The organism is Acidiferrobacter sp. SPIII_3 (assembly GCF_003184265.1).
Lineage (GTDB): Bacteria > Pseudomonadota > Gammaproteobacteria > Acidiferrobacterales > Acidiferrobacteraceae > Acidiferrobacter.
Genome location: NZ_CP027663.1, coordinates 1,850,131 through 1,865,650, shown reverse-complemented (window position 1 = coordinate 1,865,650; position 15,520 = coordinate 1,850,131). Strand labels below are relative to the sequence as shown.

The 15,520-nt window shown below is 61.6% G+C and carries 18 protein-coding genes; 12 read left to right on the top strand and 6 right to left on the bottom strand.

The window, feature by feature from the left end; all coding sequences use genetic code 11:
* Positions 1-4: 4 nt before the first annotated feature.
* Positions 5-757 (top strand): ABC transporter permease, encoded by a 753-nt coding sequence (locus tag C4901_RS09420; RefSeq protein WP_110137111.1) that lies wholly within the window; start codon positions 5-7, stop codon positions 755-757.
* A gap of 348 nt (positions 758-1,105) precedes the next feature.
* Here C4901_RS09420 and C4901_RS09415 read toward each other — a convergent pair whose 3' ends face one another.
* Positions 1,106-1,417 (bottom strand): hypothetical protein, encoded by a 312-nt coding sequence (locus C4901_RS09415; RefSeq protein ID WP_110137110.1) that lies wholly within the window; start codon positions 1,415-1,417, stop codon positions 1,106-1,108.
* Between the two features lie 1,506 nt (positions 1,418-2,923).
* On the bottom strand, positions 2,924-3,193 hold the full coding sequence (locus tag C4901_RS09400) for a hypothetical protein (protein WP_110137108.1): 270 nt from the start codon (positions 3,191-3,193) through the stop codon (positions 2,924-2,926).
* Positions 3,194-4,193: 1,000 nt separating this feature from the next.
* Between C4901_RS09400 and C4901_RS19385 the strand changes: the two genes are divergently transcribed.
* Positions 4,194-5,021: an NYN domain-containing protein gene (locus tag C4901_RS19385; RefSeq protein WP_110137106.1), complete on the top strand. Its 828-nt coding sequence runs from the start codon at positions 4,194-4,196 to the stop codon at positions 5,019-5,021.
* Here the strand turns inward: C4901_RS19385 and C4901_RS09385 are convergent.
* The 3 genes from C4901_RS09385 to C4901_RS09375 all read right to left on the bottom strand — a co-directional run bounded on the left by C4901_RS09385 (position 4,950) and on the right by C4901_RS09375 (position 6,857).
* Positions 4,950-5,306 carry a hypothetical protein gene (locus tag C4901_RS09385; RefSeq protein WP_110137105.1) on the bottom strand — a complete coding sequence of 119 codons (357 nt, stop codon included), beginning with the start codon at positions 5,304-5,306 and terminating at the stop codon, positions 4,950-4,952. The two genes, C4901_RS19385 and C4901_RS09385, sit on opposite strands and share 72 nt — an antisense overlap.
* Positions 5,303-5,608 (bottom strand): hypothetical protein, encoded by a 306-nt coding sequence (locus tag C4901_RS09380; protein WP_145960682.1) that lies wholly within the window; start codon positions 5,606-5,608, stop codon positions 5,303-5,305. Before C4901_RS09380 ends, C4901_RS09385 begins: the two co-directional genes overlap by 4 nt.
* A 172-nt stretch (positions 5,609-5,780) precedes the next feature.
* A complete protein-coding gene (locus tag C4901_RS09375; RefSeq protein WP_205735917.1) occupies positions 5,781-6,857 on the bottom strand; it encodes a ParA family protein in 1,077 nt (358 codons plus the stop codon).
* Between the two features lie 153 nt (positions 6,858-7,010).
* On the opposite strand from C4901_RS09375, the gene C4901_RS09370 reads away from it, so the two are divergent.
* Both C4901_RS09370 and C4901_RS09365 read left to right on the top strand, forming a co-directional pair.
* A complete protein-coding gene (locus tag C4901_RS09370; RefSeq protein WP_110137103.1) occupies positions 7,011-7,277 on the top strand; it encodes a type II toxin-antitoxin system RelE/ParE family toxin in 267 nt (88 codons plus the stop codon).
* Between the two features lie 43 nt (positions 7,278-7,320).
* Positions 7,321-7,644, top strand: coding sequence for a HigA family addiction module antitoxin (locus tag C4901_RS09365; RefSeq protein WP_110137102.1), 324 nt, complete (start codon positions 7,321-7,323; stop codon positions 7,642-7,644).
* Between the two features lie 94 nt (positions 7,645-7,738).
* On the opposite strand, the gene C4901_RS09360 is transcribed toward C4901_RS09365, so the two are convergent.
* A complete protein-coding gene (locus C4901_RS09360) occupies positions 7,739-9,292 on the bottom strand; it encodes an IS3 family transposase (protein ID WP_240611734.1) in 1,554 nt (517 codons plus the stop codon).
* A gap of 518 nt (positions 9,293-9,810) precedes the next feature.
* Here C4901_RS09360 and C4901_RS18045 point away from each other — a divergent pair.
* The 8 genes from C4901_RS18045 (at position 9,811) to C4901_RS09305 (ending at position 15,382) form a co-directional block, all read left to right on the top strand.
* Positions 9,811-10,446: a type II toxin-antitoxin system PemK/MazF family toxin gene (locus C4901_RS18045; protein ID WP_205735916.1), complete on the top strand. Its 636-nt coding sequence runs from the start codon at positions 9,811-9,813 to the stop codon at positions 10,444-10,446.
* A gap of 81 nt (positions 10,447-10,527) precedes the next feature.
* On the top strand, positions 10,528-10,875 hold the full coding sequence (locus C4901_RS09345; RefSeq protein WP_205735915.1) for a type II toxin-antitoxin system Phd/YefM family antitoxin: 348 nt from the start codon (positions 10,528-10,530) through the stop codon (positions 10,873-10,875).
* A gap of 18 nt (positions 10,876-10,893) precedes the next feature.
* Positions 10,894-11,439 (top strand): DUF4258 domain-containing protein, encoded by a 546-nt coding sequence (locus C4901_RS19380; RefSeq protein WP_370445900.1) that lies wholly within the window; start codon positions 10,894-10,896, stop codon positions 11,437-11,439.
* Positions 11,440-11,517: 78 nt separating this feature from the next.
* Entirely contained in the window at positions 11,518-11,736 is a 219-nt protein-coding gene (locus C4901_RS09335) for a hypothetical protein (RefSeq protein WP_110137101.1), read from the top strand.
* A gap of 341 nt (positions 11,737-12,077) precedes the next feature.
* On the top strand, positions 12,078-12,416 hold the full coding sequence (locus tag C4901_RS09330) for a cupin domain-containing protein (RefSeq protein ID WP_110137100.1): 339 nt from the start codon (positions 12,078-12,080) through the stop codon (positions 12,414-12,416).
* Positions 12,417-12,973: 557 nt separating this feature from the next.
* Complete coding sequence (locus C4901_RS09320; protein WP_110137098.1) at positions 12,974-13,192, top strand: hypothetical protein; 219 nt, start codon at positions 12,974-12,976, stop codon at positions 13,190-13,192.
* An 836-nt stretch (positions 13,193-14,028) separates the two neighbouring features.
* Positions 14,029-14,331, top strand: a complete 303-nt coding sequence (locus tag C4901_RS09310) for a hypothetical protein (RefSeq protein ID WP_145960681.1) — start codon at positions 14,029-14,031, stop codon at positions 14,329-14,331.
* Between the two features lie 436 nt (positions 14,332-14,767).
* Positions 14,768-15,382 carry a hypothetical protein gene (locus C4901_RS09305; RefSeq protein WP_110137095.1) on the top strand — a complete coding sequence of 205 codons (615 nt, stop codon included), beginning with the start codon at positions 14,768-14,770 and terminating at the stop codon, positions 15,380-15,382.
* The last annotated feature ends 138 nt before the right edge of the window (positions 15,383-15,520 follow it).

Below are 15,520 nucleotides of genomic sequence, written 5' to 3'. Positions count from 1 at the left end.
ACCCATGGAGGTGAGGGCGATCTATGTGATGTGGCTGCGGGAGGTGAAGCGATTCACCCGCTCGCGATCGCGCATCGTAGGTTCCTTAACCCAACCGCTGTTGTTCCTGGTGGCGCTTGGCTACGGTCTCGGGCCGATCTTTCGCAGGGCCGGGCAGGGCGATTATTTTGCGTTCATCGTGCCCGGCGTCATCAGTATGTCCATCCTGTTTGTGTCGCTTTTCAACGGCATGCAGATCATCTGGGACCGACAATTCGGGTTTCTGAAGGAAACGCTGGTGGCACCGGTCTCGCGTCTGGCGATCATGGGAGGGCGCGCGCTCGGTGGGGCCACGGTGGCGATGATGCAGGGCACCCTCGTGCTTGGCATTACGATGCTTGCGGGTTTTCGGCCGGTGTCTCTGACCGGCATGGTCCTGGGTCTTCTGGTGATGTTCCTTACAGCACTCCTTTTTAGCGGGTTAGGGTTGGTCGTAGCCTCACGGCTTCGGGATATGCAGGGCTTCCAGCTCCTCATCAACTTTCTGGGGATGCCGGTCTTCTTTCTTTCCGGCGCGCTCTTTCCGATCGCCCAGGGATCGAAAGGTCTCGGGTTCATAGCCCGCTTTGATCCGCTGTCTTACGGCGTAGACGCTTTGCGCATCTTTCTCTTGGGACATGGCGTCTTCGGTCTTGCCCTCGATTTCACTGTTTTAGGGGGGGTGACGGTAGCGATCTTCATGCTGGGTGCGCATTTCTTCTCTCGGATGGAGATCTGAACCGGCGCGCCGTATTCGTCAGTCAGCGTAAGGTCCGGCATGGGCGGGATCGCTCGCACGGACAAGCGGCGAGAGCACGGGCCTTGGTGACCGAAACTGCATGCTCTGGTAATGGAATGGTCAGACGCCCGGGGATCGCGGGTTGCCCCTGTCTTGCAGCGTGCGCTTCCCGAGTTTGGCTTCGGAAGTCGCCGCCTGGGCGCCGCTCGATGTGCGTCTCGCGGCCTGTGGCACGACTGAAGCATCCCGCTACGCCATGGGTGCGCGGTATCGCGGCGGCGGAGCCGGGCGATGCCTTGCGGAAGTTCTATGATAAGGGCACCGAAAGAAACGGCGCCTCATTGGGCGTTAAGCAAACCAGGTTTGCACGGATGGGCGCGCGCGGGCGCCTTTTGGCAGTTCGTAGATGATGTGGGTAGCTAAGAGGTAGGCCATTGGGGACTGGCGCGGCCCGTTCGTCTCGCGGGTGCGTTCCGGGTTCGTATCCGACAGCCCTTGCGCAACCTCACACAGCCACCCCTTGAATGCGTGCTGGCGGTCTACCGTCGCGGCGGTGTCTTGTGCCAGCATGACGACCTGCACAGGCGTCCCATCGGGACTGTTTTCCGGCACCGGCATGGAATGATTGTGCGTCAGGTTTTCATATTTGGCGGCTCGCATAGAATGCCTCCTTTCTCGGTCAAAGCCATGCTCGCGGGCGTCCCCGCCCGTGACAGGGCATGCAGCGGGGGGCAGGCAATGGGTATGCCCCGGGAGATCTGTCGCAAACGGCATCGCCGGTCAGGGACAACAGGCCATGGGTCGTATGGGCAAGCCGGTATCCACAAAAGCTGTGGACAAGGGTGTGGATGGCGACGGGGTATCGAGCATTTGGTAAGGCAGGATGGGGCAGGTTGCGGTGTTGCTGTTTTCGGAGGCGGCCTGGGTCCTGGCGGCTGAGCGGGACCTTGCACGGTCCCTTATCGGGGTGGACGCCATCCGCCTGCGCAGCCTTTGCCGCCCACAAGCCGGCGGCCACGCCGGGCCGGGAGCTTCGGGCGCTGGCCCCTCACGAGAAGCCACTAGATTGGTCAGTGACCCCCTGCCCCTGGCCGTGTGCGCCGTGTTGAAGAGGTGTGAGGGGGAGGGCCAAGTCCAGGCGTATGGCGTTCCCCCGCCCGCCGGCTGGCCAGTCCCTGGGGTTGGTGGGCTTGGCCTTGGATAAAGGCTGCGATATCTGCGCCGTGCGTCGAGACGAGCGGGGCGGCGGGCGAGGGGGGGCAAGCCCCCCCAAGGACCTTGATGCGGCCAGGTTCCCGCTTGGCTGCGGAGAATTTCTGGGTCGGGTTATCTCCAGAACATAACGCTCCAGGGCTTCGGCCAAGGTCGTGGCCTCGGCCTCGGCGTGTGAGACGAACGTGCCCCGGTCCATTTCGGACTCGACCTGCCGAACCCAGGCCTCCACGCGGGTCTTGGTCGTGAAGGTCTTGGTCTGGATGGGTAACCGTGGCGTCGGACGCGAGCCCGCCACTGCAGGTCGCCCCGTTTCTGTATGGTAGCCATGCTTGCCTCTGGCGTATGGACCAAAGCCAGTGGACCAAGAAGATCAAATAAGATGGGAGATTATGCGGCAGGCAGCACGTAAGACGCTGATTGTACTGGTGCCCGAGGCCGGACTCGAACCGGCACATCCTTACGGACGAGGGATTTTAAGTCCCAAAAAAGCCCTTTTTGGAACTGTGCCTTACAAAAGAATCCCTGGAAAAACAACGTAATACAGTATTGTACCGTATCGTTCGGTATCGCTGTTTCGTGGAGCAACTGGAGCAAATTTGGAGCAAAGAATTATCGAAATGACGACCGCGAGACGTGACAGGCCGTGCCCCCACAGGCCATATTGCCGGCCGCACGGCCGGTTCGGCCTGCAATGCACAGAGGGGGTTGTCCACGGCCTGGAATGGGGTTGCTCGCGCCGGCCACGGGGGAGGAGTGGGGTGGTGACGCGAATCAGGGGAGGTGGGTGCACGGACCCGAGAGGGCGCCAGGGGCGTCAGGCCCGTGGCTGTTCTCGTGCGCGGCTTACTGAGAGTCGCCCTCAGGGGCGGGAGCTCCGAGCTTCCCTGCCCGGAGATATATCTCCCGCGGGTTTGGGGCGGGAGCTGTTCGTCGAGCAGGATGCGCCCGGCATCAACGCAGGGATTCCCGTTTCGTGGGGCGTCCCGGGCCGCGACGATGAGAGACGGCGGCATGGCCAGCGGCTGCCGATGGGGCCAGGGCCGATGCGACCGTGAACCCGGCAAGCCAGACCTCCACGGCGTCTAGGTCCCAGCGACGGAACTTGCTGCCGGGGGCCCGCATATAAGGCGGCACGGGTGCGCCGGCGCTAATCCGCATCTTGAGCCGTGCCGGGCTGATGCCGAGCAAGGCGGCCACCTCTTTGTCTCCCCCGATACGCACGGGACCTCCGGCGAAACGTGTGTGTATCCACGCATAGGCCCCGTTCTATTTTCAGGCGATGGCTGGTGCCATTCACGTTCAGGCCTGGCTGGATGAGCGTCGAGTCAAGGTCTTGCCGCCGCAACGGAGCCCCACCAACTTCAGTCGCAAGTGGTGGTAAGCTTCACCCAGAAAGACATGGAAGCTCCACGCCTTACGGCATGGAGATGCATCTTCGGGCCGAGAGGCGCGAAGCTGTCCGCGCAGGGCCAGCGGCCGGTGCATCTTTAGCGCGGCGCCATCCGTATGAGGTTCGGGCATCACGGGCCGCGCCGGCGGCATGGTAGCGGGGAGCGAAACCAAGGGGTTCTCCATGGACAAATTGCTGAACGTAGCCGAGCTCGCCCAAGTGCTCGGCATTACCCCCAAAGCCGTGTATTGCCGCCTGCATGAGGGCCGCCAGTCCGTGCCCGCGCCCTTATTTATTCCAGGCTCGACTCGTCTGCGCTGGCGCCAGTCCGACGTCGAGGCGTGGCTTGCGGTGCTACCAGTGCGGACGACGGGCCGGACACCGCCACGCCATCGTCGAGGCAAGGCGCCCCCCTGGTTGGGGAGGCCGCCGTCTGGGAGAAGTACAGGGGGCTGTGACGCTGGCCATCGGCGGGCCGGGGTGCCGTCTGCTAGAATGAGGTTATGCTTGAGTGTGAGGAGGGAGGGTGATATGTCGGCATCCGATTTTACGCAACCGACCTTGTCCCCACGGACCACATTGTCGGCCGAACAGGCTATGGCCTGTTGCGCATGCCCTCAAGGGGCGAAGGTGATATAATTGCGGCTATAGCCACGCTATAGCCGCGGAGCGCCTCTTGTGCTACCGTATAATCACTTCCCGCAGAGGGGAGCTTAGAAAAGGAACACCTCGGTGCCCAAAAGCACCCGGTTCTACGTCGATGCCCCAAAGGCATCCTATTAGGAAGGGACATCGTAATTCGGTGTCCCTTCTCATTTATTAGGGTCTCTTATGCGGCGGGTCGCCGTTTTCGTGGATGCCGGCTATTTTTGGGTGCAAGCCGTTAAGATAGCGCAAGGTGAGAAGATGGGCCGAGAGTCCATCACGCTCAATTATCCCGTACTCCGAAACACGCTCCTCCAGGAAACAAAAAACGCCTTCCCGGAAGCCAGTCTCCTCAGAATCTATTGGTATGATGGCCCCCACAGGACACACGGGAAGTCCAGAGAGCATAAGGCTATTGAGGAGCTTGATGACTTCAAGTTGAGGTTGGGCTCGCTCAACGGTGTGGGCGAGCAAAAGGCCGTTGACGGTCTTATCATTGCGGACATGATTGGCCTCGCGCAAAGCCGGGTTATCACGGATGCTCTGCTCGTATCTGGCGACGCTGACCTTACCCCGGGCGTTCTCGCTGCCCAGAACCTCGGGGTCCGTGTGCATCTGCTCTCCATGGGGCCTCCGGAAGCGACCTCACCTTATCTGAAGGCGGAGGTGGACTGCAAATTTCTTTGGCGTCGTGAGTCGATAATGGCATTCGCAGCGCCAGTTACCGTGAAGTCGCCAACTATCGCCGCCAGGGTCTCGCTTGATAGTGGCCCGCCAGCTGCGGGCCCTGAATCGCAGACCACTGACACCCTGGCAAGTGTGGCCCTTGATACTTTTACAGGACTCTCCGAGGCGGAAAAGGCGCAAGTGTCGGTTGACAAGGCGCTACCCGCTCTTATTGACCGCAAGCTGTTGAAGTTGGCTGCCGATAGGCTCCGGCGCCTACTGACGGAGGATGAGAAAAGGATGCTGCGCGCGCGCATGAAAGACCAAAGTAAAGGCGGCGGTGCGTAGCTCATCATGGTCGCGCTGGAGGGTCTGGAAGCGCAGGAGCGCGCCTTCCCGCATCACGACGGCACGGTAGGATTGCGATAATCGGATAGTGTATTTGCCGGGAAGGCTCTTCAGTTCCTCCCATTGGGGACCATGGTCTTGAAAGACCTCGTTCCCGGTCAGGGCCTTGAGTTTCTTCAGGGCCTTAAAGACCTTCTTGATTTCCGGAGCCTCCAGGGCGAAGAACTCCGATTGGAACCCAGGATGGTTGAGGTCGAGCAGGACCCTGGCGGAATTGCCATTCACGCCGAGTGCTTGTGCTTACGCGCGTCGGCGCGCTGAGCGGCCTCGAGTTCTTCCAGCGAGGTTTCGGCGGGCGGGTTGGCACGCATCCAGGCGTCGGCCTGCGCGAGCTTTTCGCGCACGGCGGGCTCGTGCAGCCAGCGCTCGTTTATCGGAATGATGGCGGCCCGTTTCAGCACAATGTCGCCGCCCGGCAGCTCTTCCACAAGGAACCCCGTCCCCGCCAGTGCTTTGCCAAGTGAAATCTGCCCGCTCTTGCCCACTATCTTGATAGACATGGTCCCTTCAGCCTCCTTCGCGTTCATGCGGCATGATAGCATGACCGGGGCGGCGAGAAAAAGGAAAGGCCGGGCAAGGGGTAGAGGCGCCCGTCCTGGTTGGGGAGGCCGCCTGGGAGAAGTATAGGGTGCCGTGAATCCGGCCCCGGGGATGTGTGGTACCGGGCCGGGCTGAGAGACGGCCCACCCCGGGCCGGTGTTAGATGGTCTCTATGAGTGCATCCACGGCCTTTCTGTACCGCTCGAGGGGTTCCGAGTTGACCTGCGGTCGGGTGTCATGGACGTCGTACTGGCCGGGTTTGACGGCGTACAGCGGCAGCCCGTGATGCGAGCACACGATGGCCACGGAGTGGCTGTCGGGGACGTCGGGGAAGGTGGGCCCACCAGAGACGAAGGCGTCGGGCTTGGCCTCCCTGAGGGCCTGCACACGCCGCTGGATTTCGTCGAACATCGCCGTGAACGCCTTGCTCGCTTTCTGGTTGTATTGCGTGGAGCGATTGAGCACGACCGCATGAATCCGAGGTAACGGGAGGTTGAACTGGCCGGCCCGCCCGGAGAAATTGGCGGCCCCGTAGTGACTACCCGCCTGCAGGCCGTACAGCAGGGAGCCGACGTTGTCTATGGCTCGCGCGGAGGAGCCGTCGCTCGAGCAGGGGATGATGAGCGCTTCCGCCGCCACCATCGAGAGTTCCGTGTAGGCGGAGAAGCTCGGGTTGCAGTCGATGAAGACCAGGGTCTCGGAACCGAGTTTCTCGACACAGCTGGTCGTCAGGTCGAGAAGCCAGCTGTGGACGGTTTGCCAGGAATTGGCCGGCAGCGTCTGTGAGCTAATCTGGTTGATGACCTGGGCCTGCAGCTCCAGACTCGGGTCCCCGGCCACCAGGTGAACTCCTTCTGGCAGCTTGTCGTTTATGACGTGCGCGTCAAGCAGAAATTCGGTCTCACGGCCGGTTTCTCCGTGCGGTGACGCCAGTCTTGAGTCGAAATAACCGCCGACCGTTTGGCGGGTCTCAATGAGGCTGGTCAGCCGCTCGGAGCCCATGCCGTTTCCGCCCAGCACGATTTCCGACAGGTTGGCCTGCGGGCACATGTCGACCAGTACAACGGGAACACCGCGCTCCTTGGCTATCTCCGTGGCTAGCACGAAGGACAGGAATGTCTTGCCCACACCCCCCTTGTTGTTCCAGACCGCGTACCGCATCCGTTGTGCCCCCTTCTCGGTGTTTTGAACGTAGGCAGGGTACATCTCGTTGCGCACAGTGGGCAAGGGAGCCATAGGAGACCTCGTAGTGAGCGATAGCATTTCCGTTCGCCTTAGGCCCAAACGGGAATTCGCGAGTCGAACGCGAATCTGGCGGACCACCGGGATAAACTCAGATGTCGCGCAGGAATGTACAGTTGTCGCGTGGCGCGCTACACTTAGGCGCTAATGATTCAGAGCTTCCGGCATAAAGGTTTGCGGGACTTCTACCTGAACGGCCACGGCGCCGGTGTGCGGCCGGACCTGCAAAAGCGCGTTCGCCGTATACTGGATGCCCTGAATCAGGCGCGGGCGTTGACGGACCTGGCATTTCCCGGCTTCGGACTTCATCCGTTGCGCGGAACGCCCAAGCGTTATGCGCTATCGGTCAACGGCCCGTGGCGCATCACCTTCGAGTGGGTGGAGGCTGACGCGTGGCGTGTGGACCTGGAATAGTATCACTAGCAAAGAAGCGCGAGACGAGAAAGAGGTACGAGGTATGGCACGGAAAAGCGAATATCCGGTCACGAGGAATCCCAAAGTGGCGCCCACGCACCCGGGCGAGATTCTGCGCGAGGACGTGCTGCCGGCGCTGGGTTTGAGCGTCCAGGAGACGGCGCGGGCCTTGCGTGTGAGCCGCCAGACCCTCCACCGCATTCTGGCGGGTACGATGGGCGTGTCTCCGGAGATGGCCGTGCGGCTCGGGAAGTTCTGCGGCAACGGGCCGGGGTTGTGGCTGCGCATGCAGGGCGTCCATGACCTGTGGCATGCCGAGCAGCGTATGCGCGACGAGGTGAAGCACATCCCGACGCGGGCCGCATAGCATGTAAAGGCTTGAGTCTGCTAGAAAGCGCGGGGCCACGCTTGCGTGTGAGGGTGAGGGGCGGCGGCTGTCAAGGTACCTGTCGCCTGATCATTTAGGCCGCGTCGCATTGTGAGGTGTCTTGGCACTCCTCGGTCGGGCGATTGAGCCATACTTCGGCAGGCAAGGACCAGTTCCGGATGCTACGGCTCCAGCGTTCGGGATGTTGCGCGCGGGCGGCCTCGTAGATCCGGGTGCGATGGGCGAAGATGGCGTGGTCGGCGCCCGTATGACGCTCCGCGGGACTCACAAATTTCAGGTTGCGATGCTTGTGGTGGTGGTTATACCAACGCACGAAGGCGAGCATCCAGGCTCGCGCCTTTGCGAGGCTTCCGAAGGCGCCCGGATAGCCGGGGCGGTATTTGCAGGTGCGGAACAGGCTTTCGGCATAGGCGTTGTCGTCGGACACACCCGGACGGCTGTACGAACGACGCACGCCGAGCGCATCGAGGGTCGCGACGAAGGTGGAGGCCTTCATGGGACTGCCGTTATCCTGATGGAGTACGAGCGGCCGCCTGTCCGTCACGCCCTCGCGCACGAGTGCCTGACGGATCAGGGCGGCGGCGTGATCCCCGGACTCCTCCTCATGGACCTCGTGGGCGACGATCTTGCGCGAGTAGATGTCGAGCACGAGATACAGAAAGAAGAATTGGCCGCTTACGGGGCCGGGCAGGTATGAGATGTCCCAGCACCACAGCGTATTGGCGCCCCGCGCGCGGTGACGTGGGATGGGACGGGTATCGGGCGTCTTCGCGCGGCCCCTGTGCGCCAGCTGGTTGGCGGCGCGCAGCAGGCGATAGAGCGTGGATTCGGAGGCGATATAGCGCCCCTCGTCGGCCAGCTGTGGCACGATCTGGGTAGGCGGCAGGCTTGCAAAGCGCGGTTCGTTGACCACACGCAGGGCTTCGGCCCGCTCGGCCTCCGAGAGGCGATTGGGGGGTACGGGCCGATGCGCCTGCGGCCGCCGGTCGGAGCCCACGACCCCGTCTGCGTCCAGCGCTCCAAGGTCCGAAGTGTAATACCAAGCTCTCTGCAGGCAACCCGCTTGCGGGCCCCGGCGGCTACGGCCTCGTGAATCAGCATAACGGCGGCTTGGCGATCTGGGGTGCTGATCATGCGTCCTCCTCGTCCCCCAGATCGCCGCGGCTTTTTTTCGTAAGGCAAGCAGCGCGGCGGTCTCCGCCAGCGCCTTGTCCTTGCGGGCGAGCTCACGCTCTAGGACCTTGCGCTGCCTCTGCTCGGCCATAAGCGCTTCCCGGTGCGCCTTGGTGGATATGGACCCACCCTCCAGGGCCTGACAGGCGTCCGTGCGCCATGCCTTGACCTCCTCGGGGTAGAGGCCGTGTCGGCGGCAATATTCGCCGAGCTCGGCTTCATTCAAGCCCGCGGTCTCCACCACCACGGTAAGCTTCTGCGCGGCCTGGCGTTTCACGGGCGGCCTTCCTCCCGGCATATCCGCTGCCTCCTTTGGGCGTATTGTCTTGCGCCAATCATACAGCGTCCAGCAAGAGATGCCCGTCTCCCGGGCGAGCTCTGGGATGGACAGGTCAGGGGTGGCCAGCATCTTGCGGATCACCGACTCCTTCCGTTCTTTGGCGTAGCGCATCATGGTTGTCGACTCTCTTTCTGCCCCCAAGGGTTTCATACAAGAGGCGACAGGTAGTCTGACAGCGGGGGGGGGTATGCTGGCATCCAAACTCGAGAAGGTCGCGCACACGCTTTGTTTGCGCAAGTGCGCCTTCTCGGCTGGTGAAATCGGCGCGGTTTTTGGCGCCCGCGCGGGCCGGATTTCTGGCCGAGGCTGCCTATGACAATACACCTCGCCCAGGCCTTGGAGCCGGGCTTGTGACTGCGGCGGAAGAGGCGGTGGTGCGTGGCGTGGCCCTTCCGGAATCCGGCTTCCCGCTTGTGGCGGGAATGCATCGTGTCGATATCGGGGTCGTCACAGTGAACCGGACGATGCGCGACCAGGGCAGTCCGGCTAACGACAAGGCGGTCGTGCTACACTTAGGCCAAGGTTCGTCGCGCGCAAGGAGTGGTCCCCGATGAAACAGATAGCGGAAGCGGTTATCGACGAGAACGGCCAAATCCATCTCAAGGTTCGTCGCGCGCAAGGAGTGGTCCCCGATGAAACAGATAGCGGAAGCGGTTATCGACGAGAACGGCCAAATCCATCTCATGGAGCCGCTCCATGTCACAGGCCCCCACCGTGCCCTGGTGACGGTCCTGGATGAGCCGCCGGCTCGTTGGGACGAAACGCTCATGGCAGCGGAAAAGGCCCTGGCGGACGATTGGCTGCGTCCGGAGGAGGACGAGGCATGGGCGCACCTGCCCGGCTCGTTGGGACGAAACGCTCATGGCAGCGGAAAAGGCCCTGGCGGACGATTGGCTGCGTCCGGAGGAGGACGAGGCATGGGCGCACCTGCAGTAGGCGCGGTCGTCCTGATTCCATTCCCGTTCTCGGACTTGTCCGGTACAAAGAAGAGGCCAGCCTTGGTATTGGCGGATGTGGGGCGTGGTGACTGGGTTTGCGCGCAGATTACCAGCAATCCTTATGGAGACCCGGTAGCCGTTACGCTCACTGAAGGCGACTGCGTGGGCGGGTCGCTCGCGCGGACGAGCTATATTCGCCCGGGCAAGCTTTTCACCGCCCATGAGACCCTTTTCGTGCGGGTGGCCGCGAGTGTTCGAGAGGCCATTCTCGCGCGTGTCCGGCATGCCGTTATGGCGCTGGTTCAGACCGGAAGACTACCTGTTTCATGACGAGGGGCTGAGTCGTCGTTACCGAGCTGCCGCCGCCGCCGGGTGTCATGGCGGTAATGCTACGAAGAGGCACCACCTATTGTGAACCCGACGCTGCGCGACATCTTCGGGTCCCTGCATGGGTCGCTCGCACGGCAGGCCGAACAACGCTACCGCTCGGTCAACCAAGTTTTATGGTCAAAGAGGGATGCCGGGATGCACACCATGAATCTCGCCGACGCCAAGGCGCGTTTGAGCAAAATCCTGAATGAGGTGGAGGCGGGCGAAGAGGTCATCATAACCCGCCACGGTATCCCGATTGCCCGCGTCGTCCCGGCGCGTGGGCCGCGCAAACCTTTGCAATCACTTGCCACCTTCCGTGCGCAGTTTCCGCCAGTGCGCCAGTCCAATGTCGAACTCATCCGCGCGTTGCGCGGCGAAGGGTACTAATGGCCGACCTCGATACCTGTGTCATCGCCCCGCTTGCGATTGCCGAGACGAGTAGCGAGTCCGTCGAGGCGTTTCTTCTCAGGCGCAGAGGCACGGAATCCCCCCGCGGAATGTCCATGTATCCAAAGAGGGAATGGCGTGAGTGAGTTTGTGGAACAGTTGCGCGCTGATTGGCGCGGGCGATGTTCGCGTATCCGAGCACGGGTACGATGGGTTGGCCGAGGACGGGCTCACCGCGAGAGAAGTCATCCCGATGTTCGCGTATCCGAGCACGGGTACGATGGGTTGGCCGAGGACGGGCTCACCGCGAGAGAAGTCATCCACGGAGTCCTGGATGCGGTGCTGGTTGAGGAGTATGCGAATTATCCCAAGGGCCCGTGCGCCCTTTTGTTGCAGAAGGACGGGTCCGGCGCCCCGATTCATGTTGTGTGGGGTATCCTGAAGGGACATGATAGGCCTGCCGTTCTGGTCACTGTGTACCGTCCAGACCCCGTCCGGTGGGACCCAGAAGGACGGGTCCGGCGCCCCGATTCATGTTGTGTGGGGTATCCTGAAGGGACATGATAGGCCTGCCGTTCTGGTCACTGTGTACCGTCCAGACCCCGTCCGGTGGGACCCGTCATTGACCAGGAGACGGTCGCAATGAAACAGCGAAAGAAAACCAAATATGTGCACGAAGGCCGCTACGTGGCCGAGGTCGAAGTCGGGCTACTGGAAGATGAGACCGGCTGGTCGCCCTACCTGAGCATCGAAGAGGCCTATAAGCTGGACGATGTGAGGGAGGCTCTTCGTCGCGGGGACGTCGAATCGGCCGCGAAGTATGGGCGAATCTACGAGCTGCGCCCCGTTGCGCACCCGTAGCGGAAGACTCATGCCGCCGAAGGCATGAACCAAGACCGCGATGGGCGCAAGATGACGGGGCCTCGCCTGGGGAGGTTGTCTCTGGCGAATGCGGCGGTGGGCGCCATCCTGGAATTTCTGTATGGGTGGCTTACACGGCAGGCCGAATGACGCCGCCGCTCCGGCAACGGGGCGGGCGAGTTCGCCCAGCGCTTTCCGGTCACCGTGCACATGCCAGGGGCTCGGCTGTCATATGGGATAGCTCCGGTCTCGTCCGAGGCCCATGATTACGGCATACTCTCAGCCCGGTAGATACCGGGAAGGCTTACGAGCCGGGTCCCATCCCGCGAACGGAGGCATAGATGGTTCAGACATTCCAAGACTTGTCCGCCCAAACGTTTACCGATTTGCCGGTCTTTCCCGGCGCCAGTTGGGCCGTTCTCAGTGAGCCTATTCCTCAGGGGTCCATCCATCGTCTCAAGATGAAGAAGGGCACGCGGATTCCCGTCCACACGCACCCGTCCGACGAATATGTCTTTGTTGTCTCCGGCTCCCCCAAGACAGGCGAGCGGATATGCGACACCGGTTGTTTCTGGGTTACGCCCCAAGGGACACGCCAAGGTCCTCATGAGGCCTTGACCGACGTCGAACTCATCACCATCCGTCTGGGCGCCATGGGTTCCTTTGAGGGCGTCGGCTGATCCGTCTGGGCGCCATGGGTTCCTTTGAGGGCGTCGGCTGACACCTTCCGGGTGAAACCGGAGGCGAGTTGGGGTCCCCGACCGTGCGCCCTCAGACCCGTTGTGGCACGCGCCCATGACAGGGCCTCCGGCGCCAGGAGCGCGCACGGAGTATCCACAGGGTCGCTAGGCTTGGTATGCTGGGCGGGCCTTATCCGAAAAATCGAGCACAAAGGGGGATGGTCATTATGAGTCAGAGCGCGCACGGAGTATCCACAGGGTCGCTAGGCTTGGTATGCTGGGCGGGCCTTATCCGAAAAATCGAGCACAAAGGGGGATGGTCATTATGAGTCAGGAATTCGCGGCCGGCGCGAGTGCCGCTATAGCGCGGACAGTCGAGGATATTGAAAAGATTCTCGCCGGGGAAAACCTCAAGATATCGGGACCCAAGCGAGCAGCTTTGCGAGAGAAGATACAGGCAGCGCTGATAAAGTGCCGCTATAGCGCGGACAGTCGAGGATATTGAAAAGATTCTCGCCGGGGAAAACCTCAAGATATCGGGACCCAAGCGAGCAGCTTTGCGAGAGAAGATACAGGCAGCGCTGATAAAGTCCTCGCGCTCTTGGTACAAAAAGGGCTTCAACCGAGGCCACAAGGAAGCGTTCCGCGCCCACAAGACCCATAAGCACGTACCCGAGACGCTGGAGGTCGAGGTGGAGCGGGAGTTCGTGCCGAACACCAAGCGCCGCGTGCCGTTGAAGTCCACGCTCACCAAGGCGTTCCGCGAGAAGGCCTGAAGAATGATGGAAGGGGGCGCGCTACTATGGCGAGCGCAGGTGACTGTGGGTACTCATAGAAGCGGGCAAAGACGCGGTAAAAGCACTGCAGAACGCCAATGACAAAGATGGAGCCTGAAGAATGATGGAAGGGGGCGCGCTACTATGGCGAGCGCAGGTGACTGTGGGTACTCATAGAAGCGGGCAAAGACGCGGTAAAAGCACTGCAGAACGCCAATGACAAAGATGGAAGCCGGTTCGCGCGTTCCCGCGCAATGGCAAGTCCACCATGCCGGAACGTCATGGGCGGTCGCTTTAGCACATTCCGTTTGGATTCCTCTTGCGGTAGCTTTTTTCGGCGCCGCCGGCGGCCGGTTCGCGCGTTCCCGCGCAATGGCAAGTCCACCATGCCGGAACGTCATGGGCGGTCGCTTTAGCACATTCCGTTTGGATTCCTCTTGCGGTAGCTTTTTTCGGCGCCGCCGGCGGTGGTCTCATCAGTGCTTGGGCCATTTTCCGGAACGGAAGCAAGGAATGGCAAAGGAGGCAAGCAGAGACCCGGGAGGCCATCCAGCAGAAGAGGGCGCAGGCCAGACGAGCCTTGCAGGTCGAAATGCTCTTAAATGCGCAGAGGCTTCGGGTCGCCACTATTATTGGGGCTCGGAGCGCTTCCAAGGTTTCCGGGGCGCCGCAAGAAACTCCTGGGAAACTCCATAATCTTCTTGCCGGGCGCGATTTCAGCGGAGCCTTCCGCGCCTATTTCATTGACGCAGCGGAAGGGGTGGCATGGAAGGATGCCAACTGTGTGCTTGAGGCCTATAGCATCGGGGAAGTGTTGTTCGAAGGAAGCCTTGTGCTTGACCCGATTGGCCGCGGCGAGGAGCTATATTCAGGTAACGCGGATAATTTCTGTAAGGCCCTGTGTGCTTGAGGCCTATAGCATCGGGGAAGTGTTGTTCGAAGGAAGCCTTGTGCTTGACCCGATTGGCCGCGGCGAGGAGCTATATTCAGGTAACGCGGATAATTTCTGTAAGGCCGTTAGGGCTATGAGCAAGTACGACAAACTGGAGGACTCATTTTACGAGGAGGTCGAGAAGCTGGAAAACTGGCTTGCGCGACACGACCAGCAGAAAGGCTTACCCACCGGTTCCGAATCTTGAGCGGGAACGGATAGCGGCACGCTCGCGCCGCCGTGGGCTATCGCCCGCCTCGTGGTCCTCGGCACCAATGCGGCGGTCTGAGTTATACTTCACGTAGAACTAATGAGCTGTGGCGTACGGTGAGGGGATATGGGGCAGACGCTCGGCGTCGAAATAGGTACAGGAGTTGTATACGAACCCGGAGCGGGAGGCTGGCGGGAGGTTTGGCCGGCCCCGTGGTATCGGTGGGGGTGCTTATTGCTGCGGGTCAGAGCGCGTCTATAACTATGCCCGACTTGTCGATAGCCGGGCCAGAGGTTTGCATATTCAGGGAGGACAGCTTCGATGCGACCACGCGTATCCGGCGCGGGCGTTCAGGGAGGACAGCTTCGATGCGACCACGCGTATCCGGCGCGGGCGTTTCTATCAGTGTGCGGGGCGCCCACAGGCTACGCGCGTGCGATTTTACGACACGGGTGAGGCCACCGCGAGGCTTCACCATTTTTTCGCTCACACTCCCAATCCCGCGCTTAAGCTCGTCGCCATCGGCGTCGAGGATTCCCTCTGGCGCATCCTCAATGCGGAACGCATCAGCACCGGCGAGTGGCTGGTGACACTCAAGGCCCGCGGTGGCGCGGGCTTGCTGCCGGAGGTGGATGCCGACAAGGTTCCGGAACTCGGGAGGGCCGGGGTCGTGAAGGCTGTCGACCACATGGTTGACGTGGCCCACCGAGAGACGCCGGGCTCTATCGTGGATGTGGCCCGCAACACGGCGGCACTCCTGATGGGTGTGTATGCTGCGGACCGGGAGCCTGATGCCGAAAAGCGGCGGCGGATATTGGGACAAGACCTGGGAGACGTCTGTAAGCATTTCAGAGACAACGTGGTGCTGAAAAAGCTGGAGGTGGTGACTTCTGCAGGCCACATCCTGGCCCGCCTGCATCCGCGCAATAAGCCCAATGAACAGCAGCGGCATGACCTGCGCCCCGTCACCGAGGACGATGCCACCTTTGCCGTAAGCGCCATAGGCCTGTTGCTGAACGAATTCCAATGGACTCGCACAAGCCCGTGAATTTCATGTGAACTCGCGAACTCCCTTTGATTGGTTACCGTTCGGTGTTGAGTATAGGGCTTGCGCCCTTCGACCAGCGCCTGTATTGTCATTTTCTATACAAATGACGCGCTGCATATCTTGACTATGCCTGCCGAG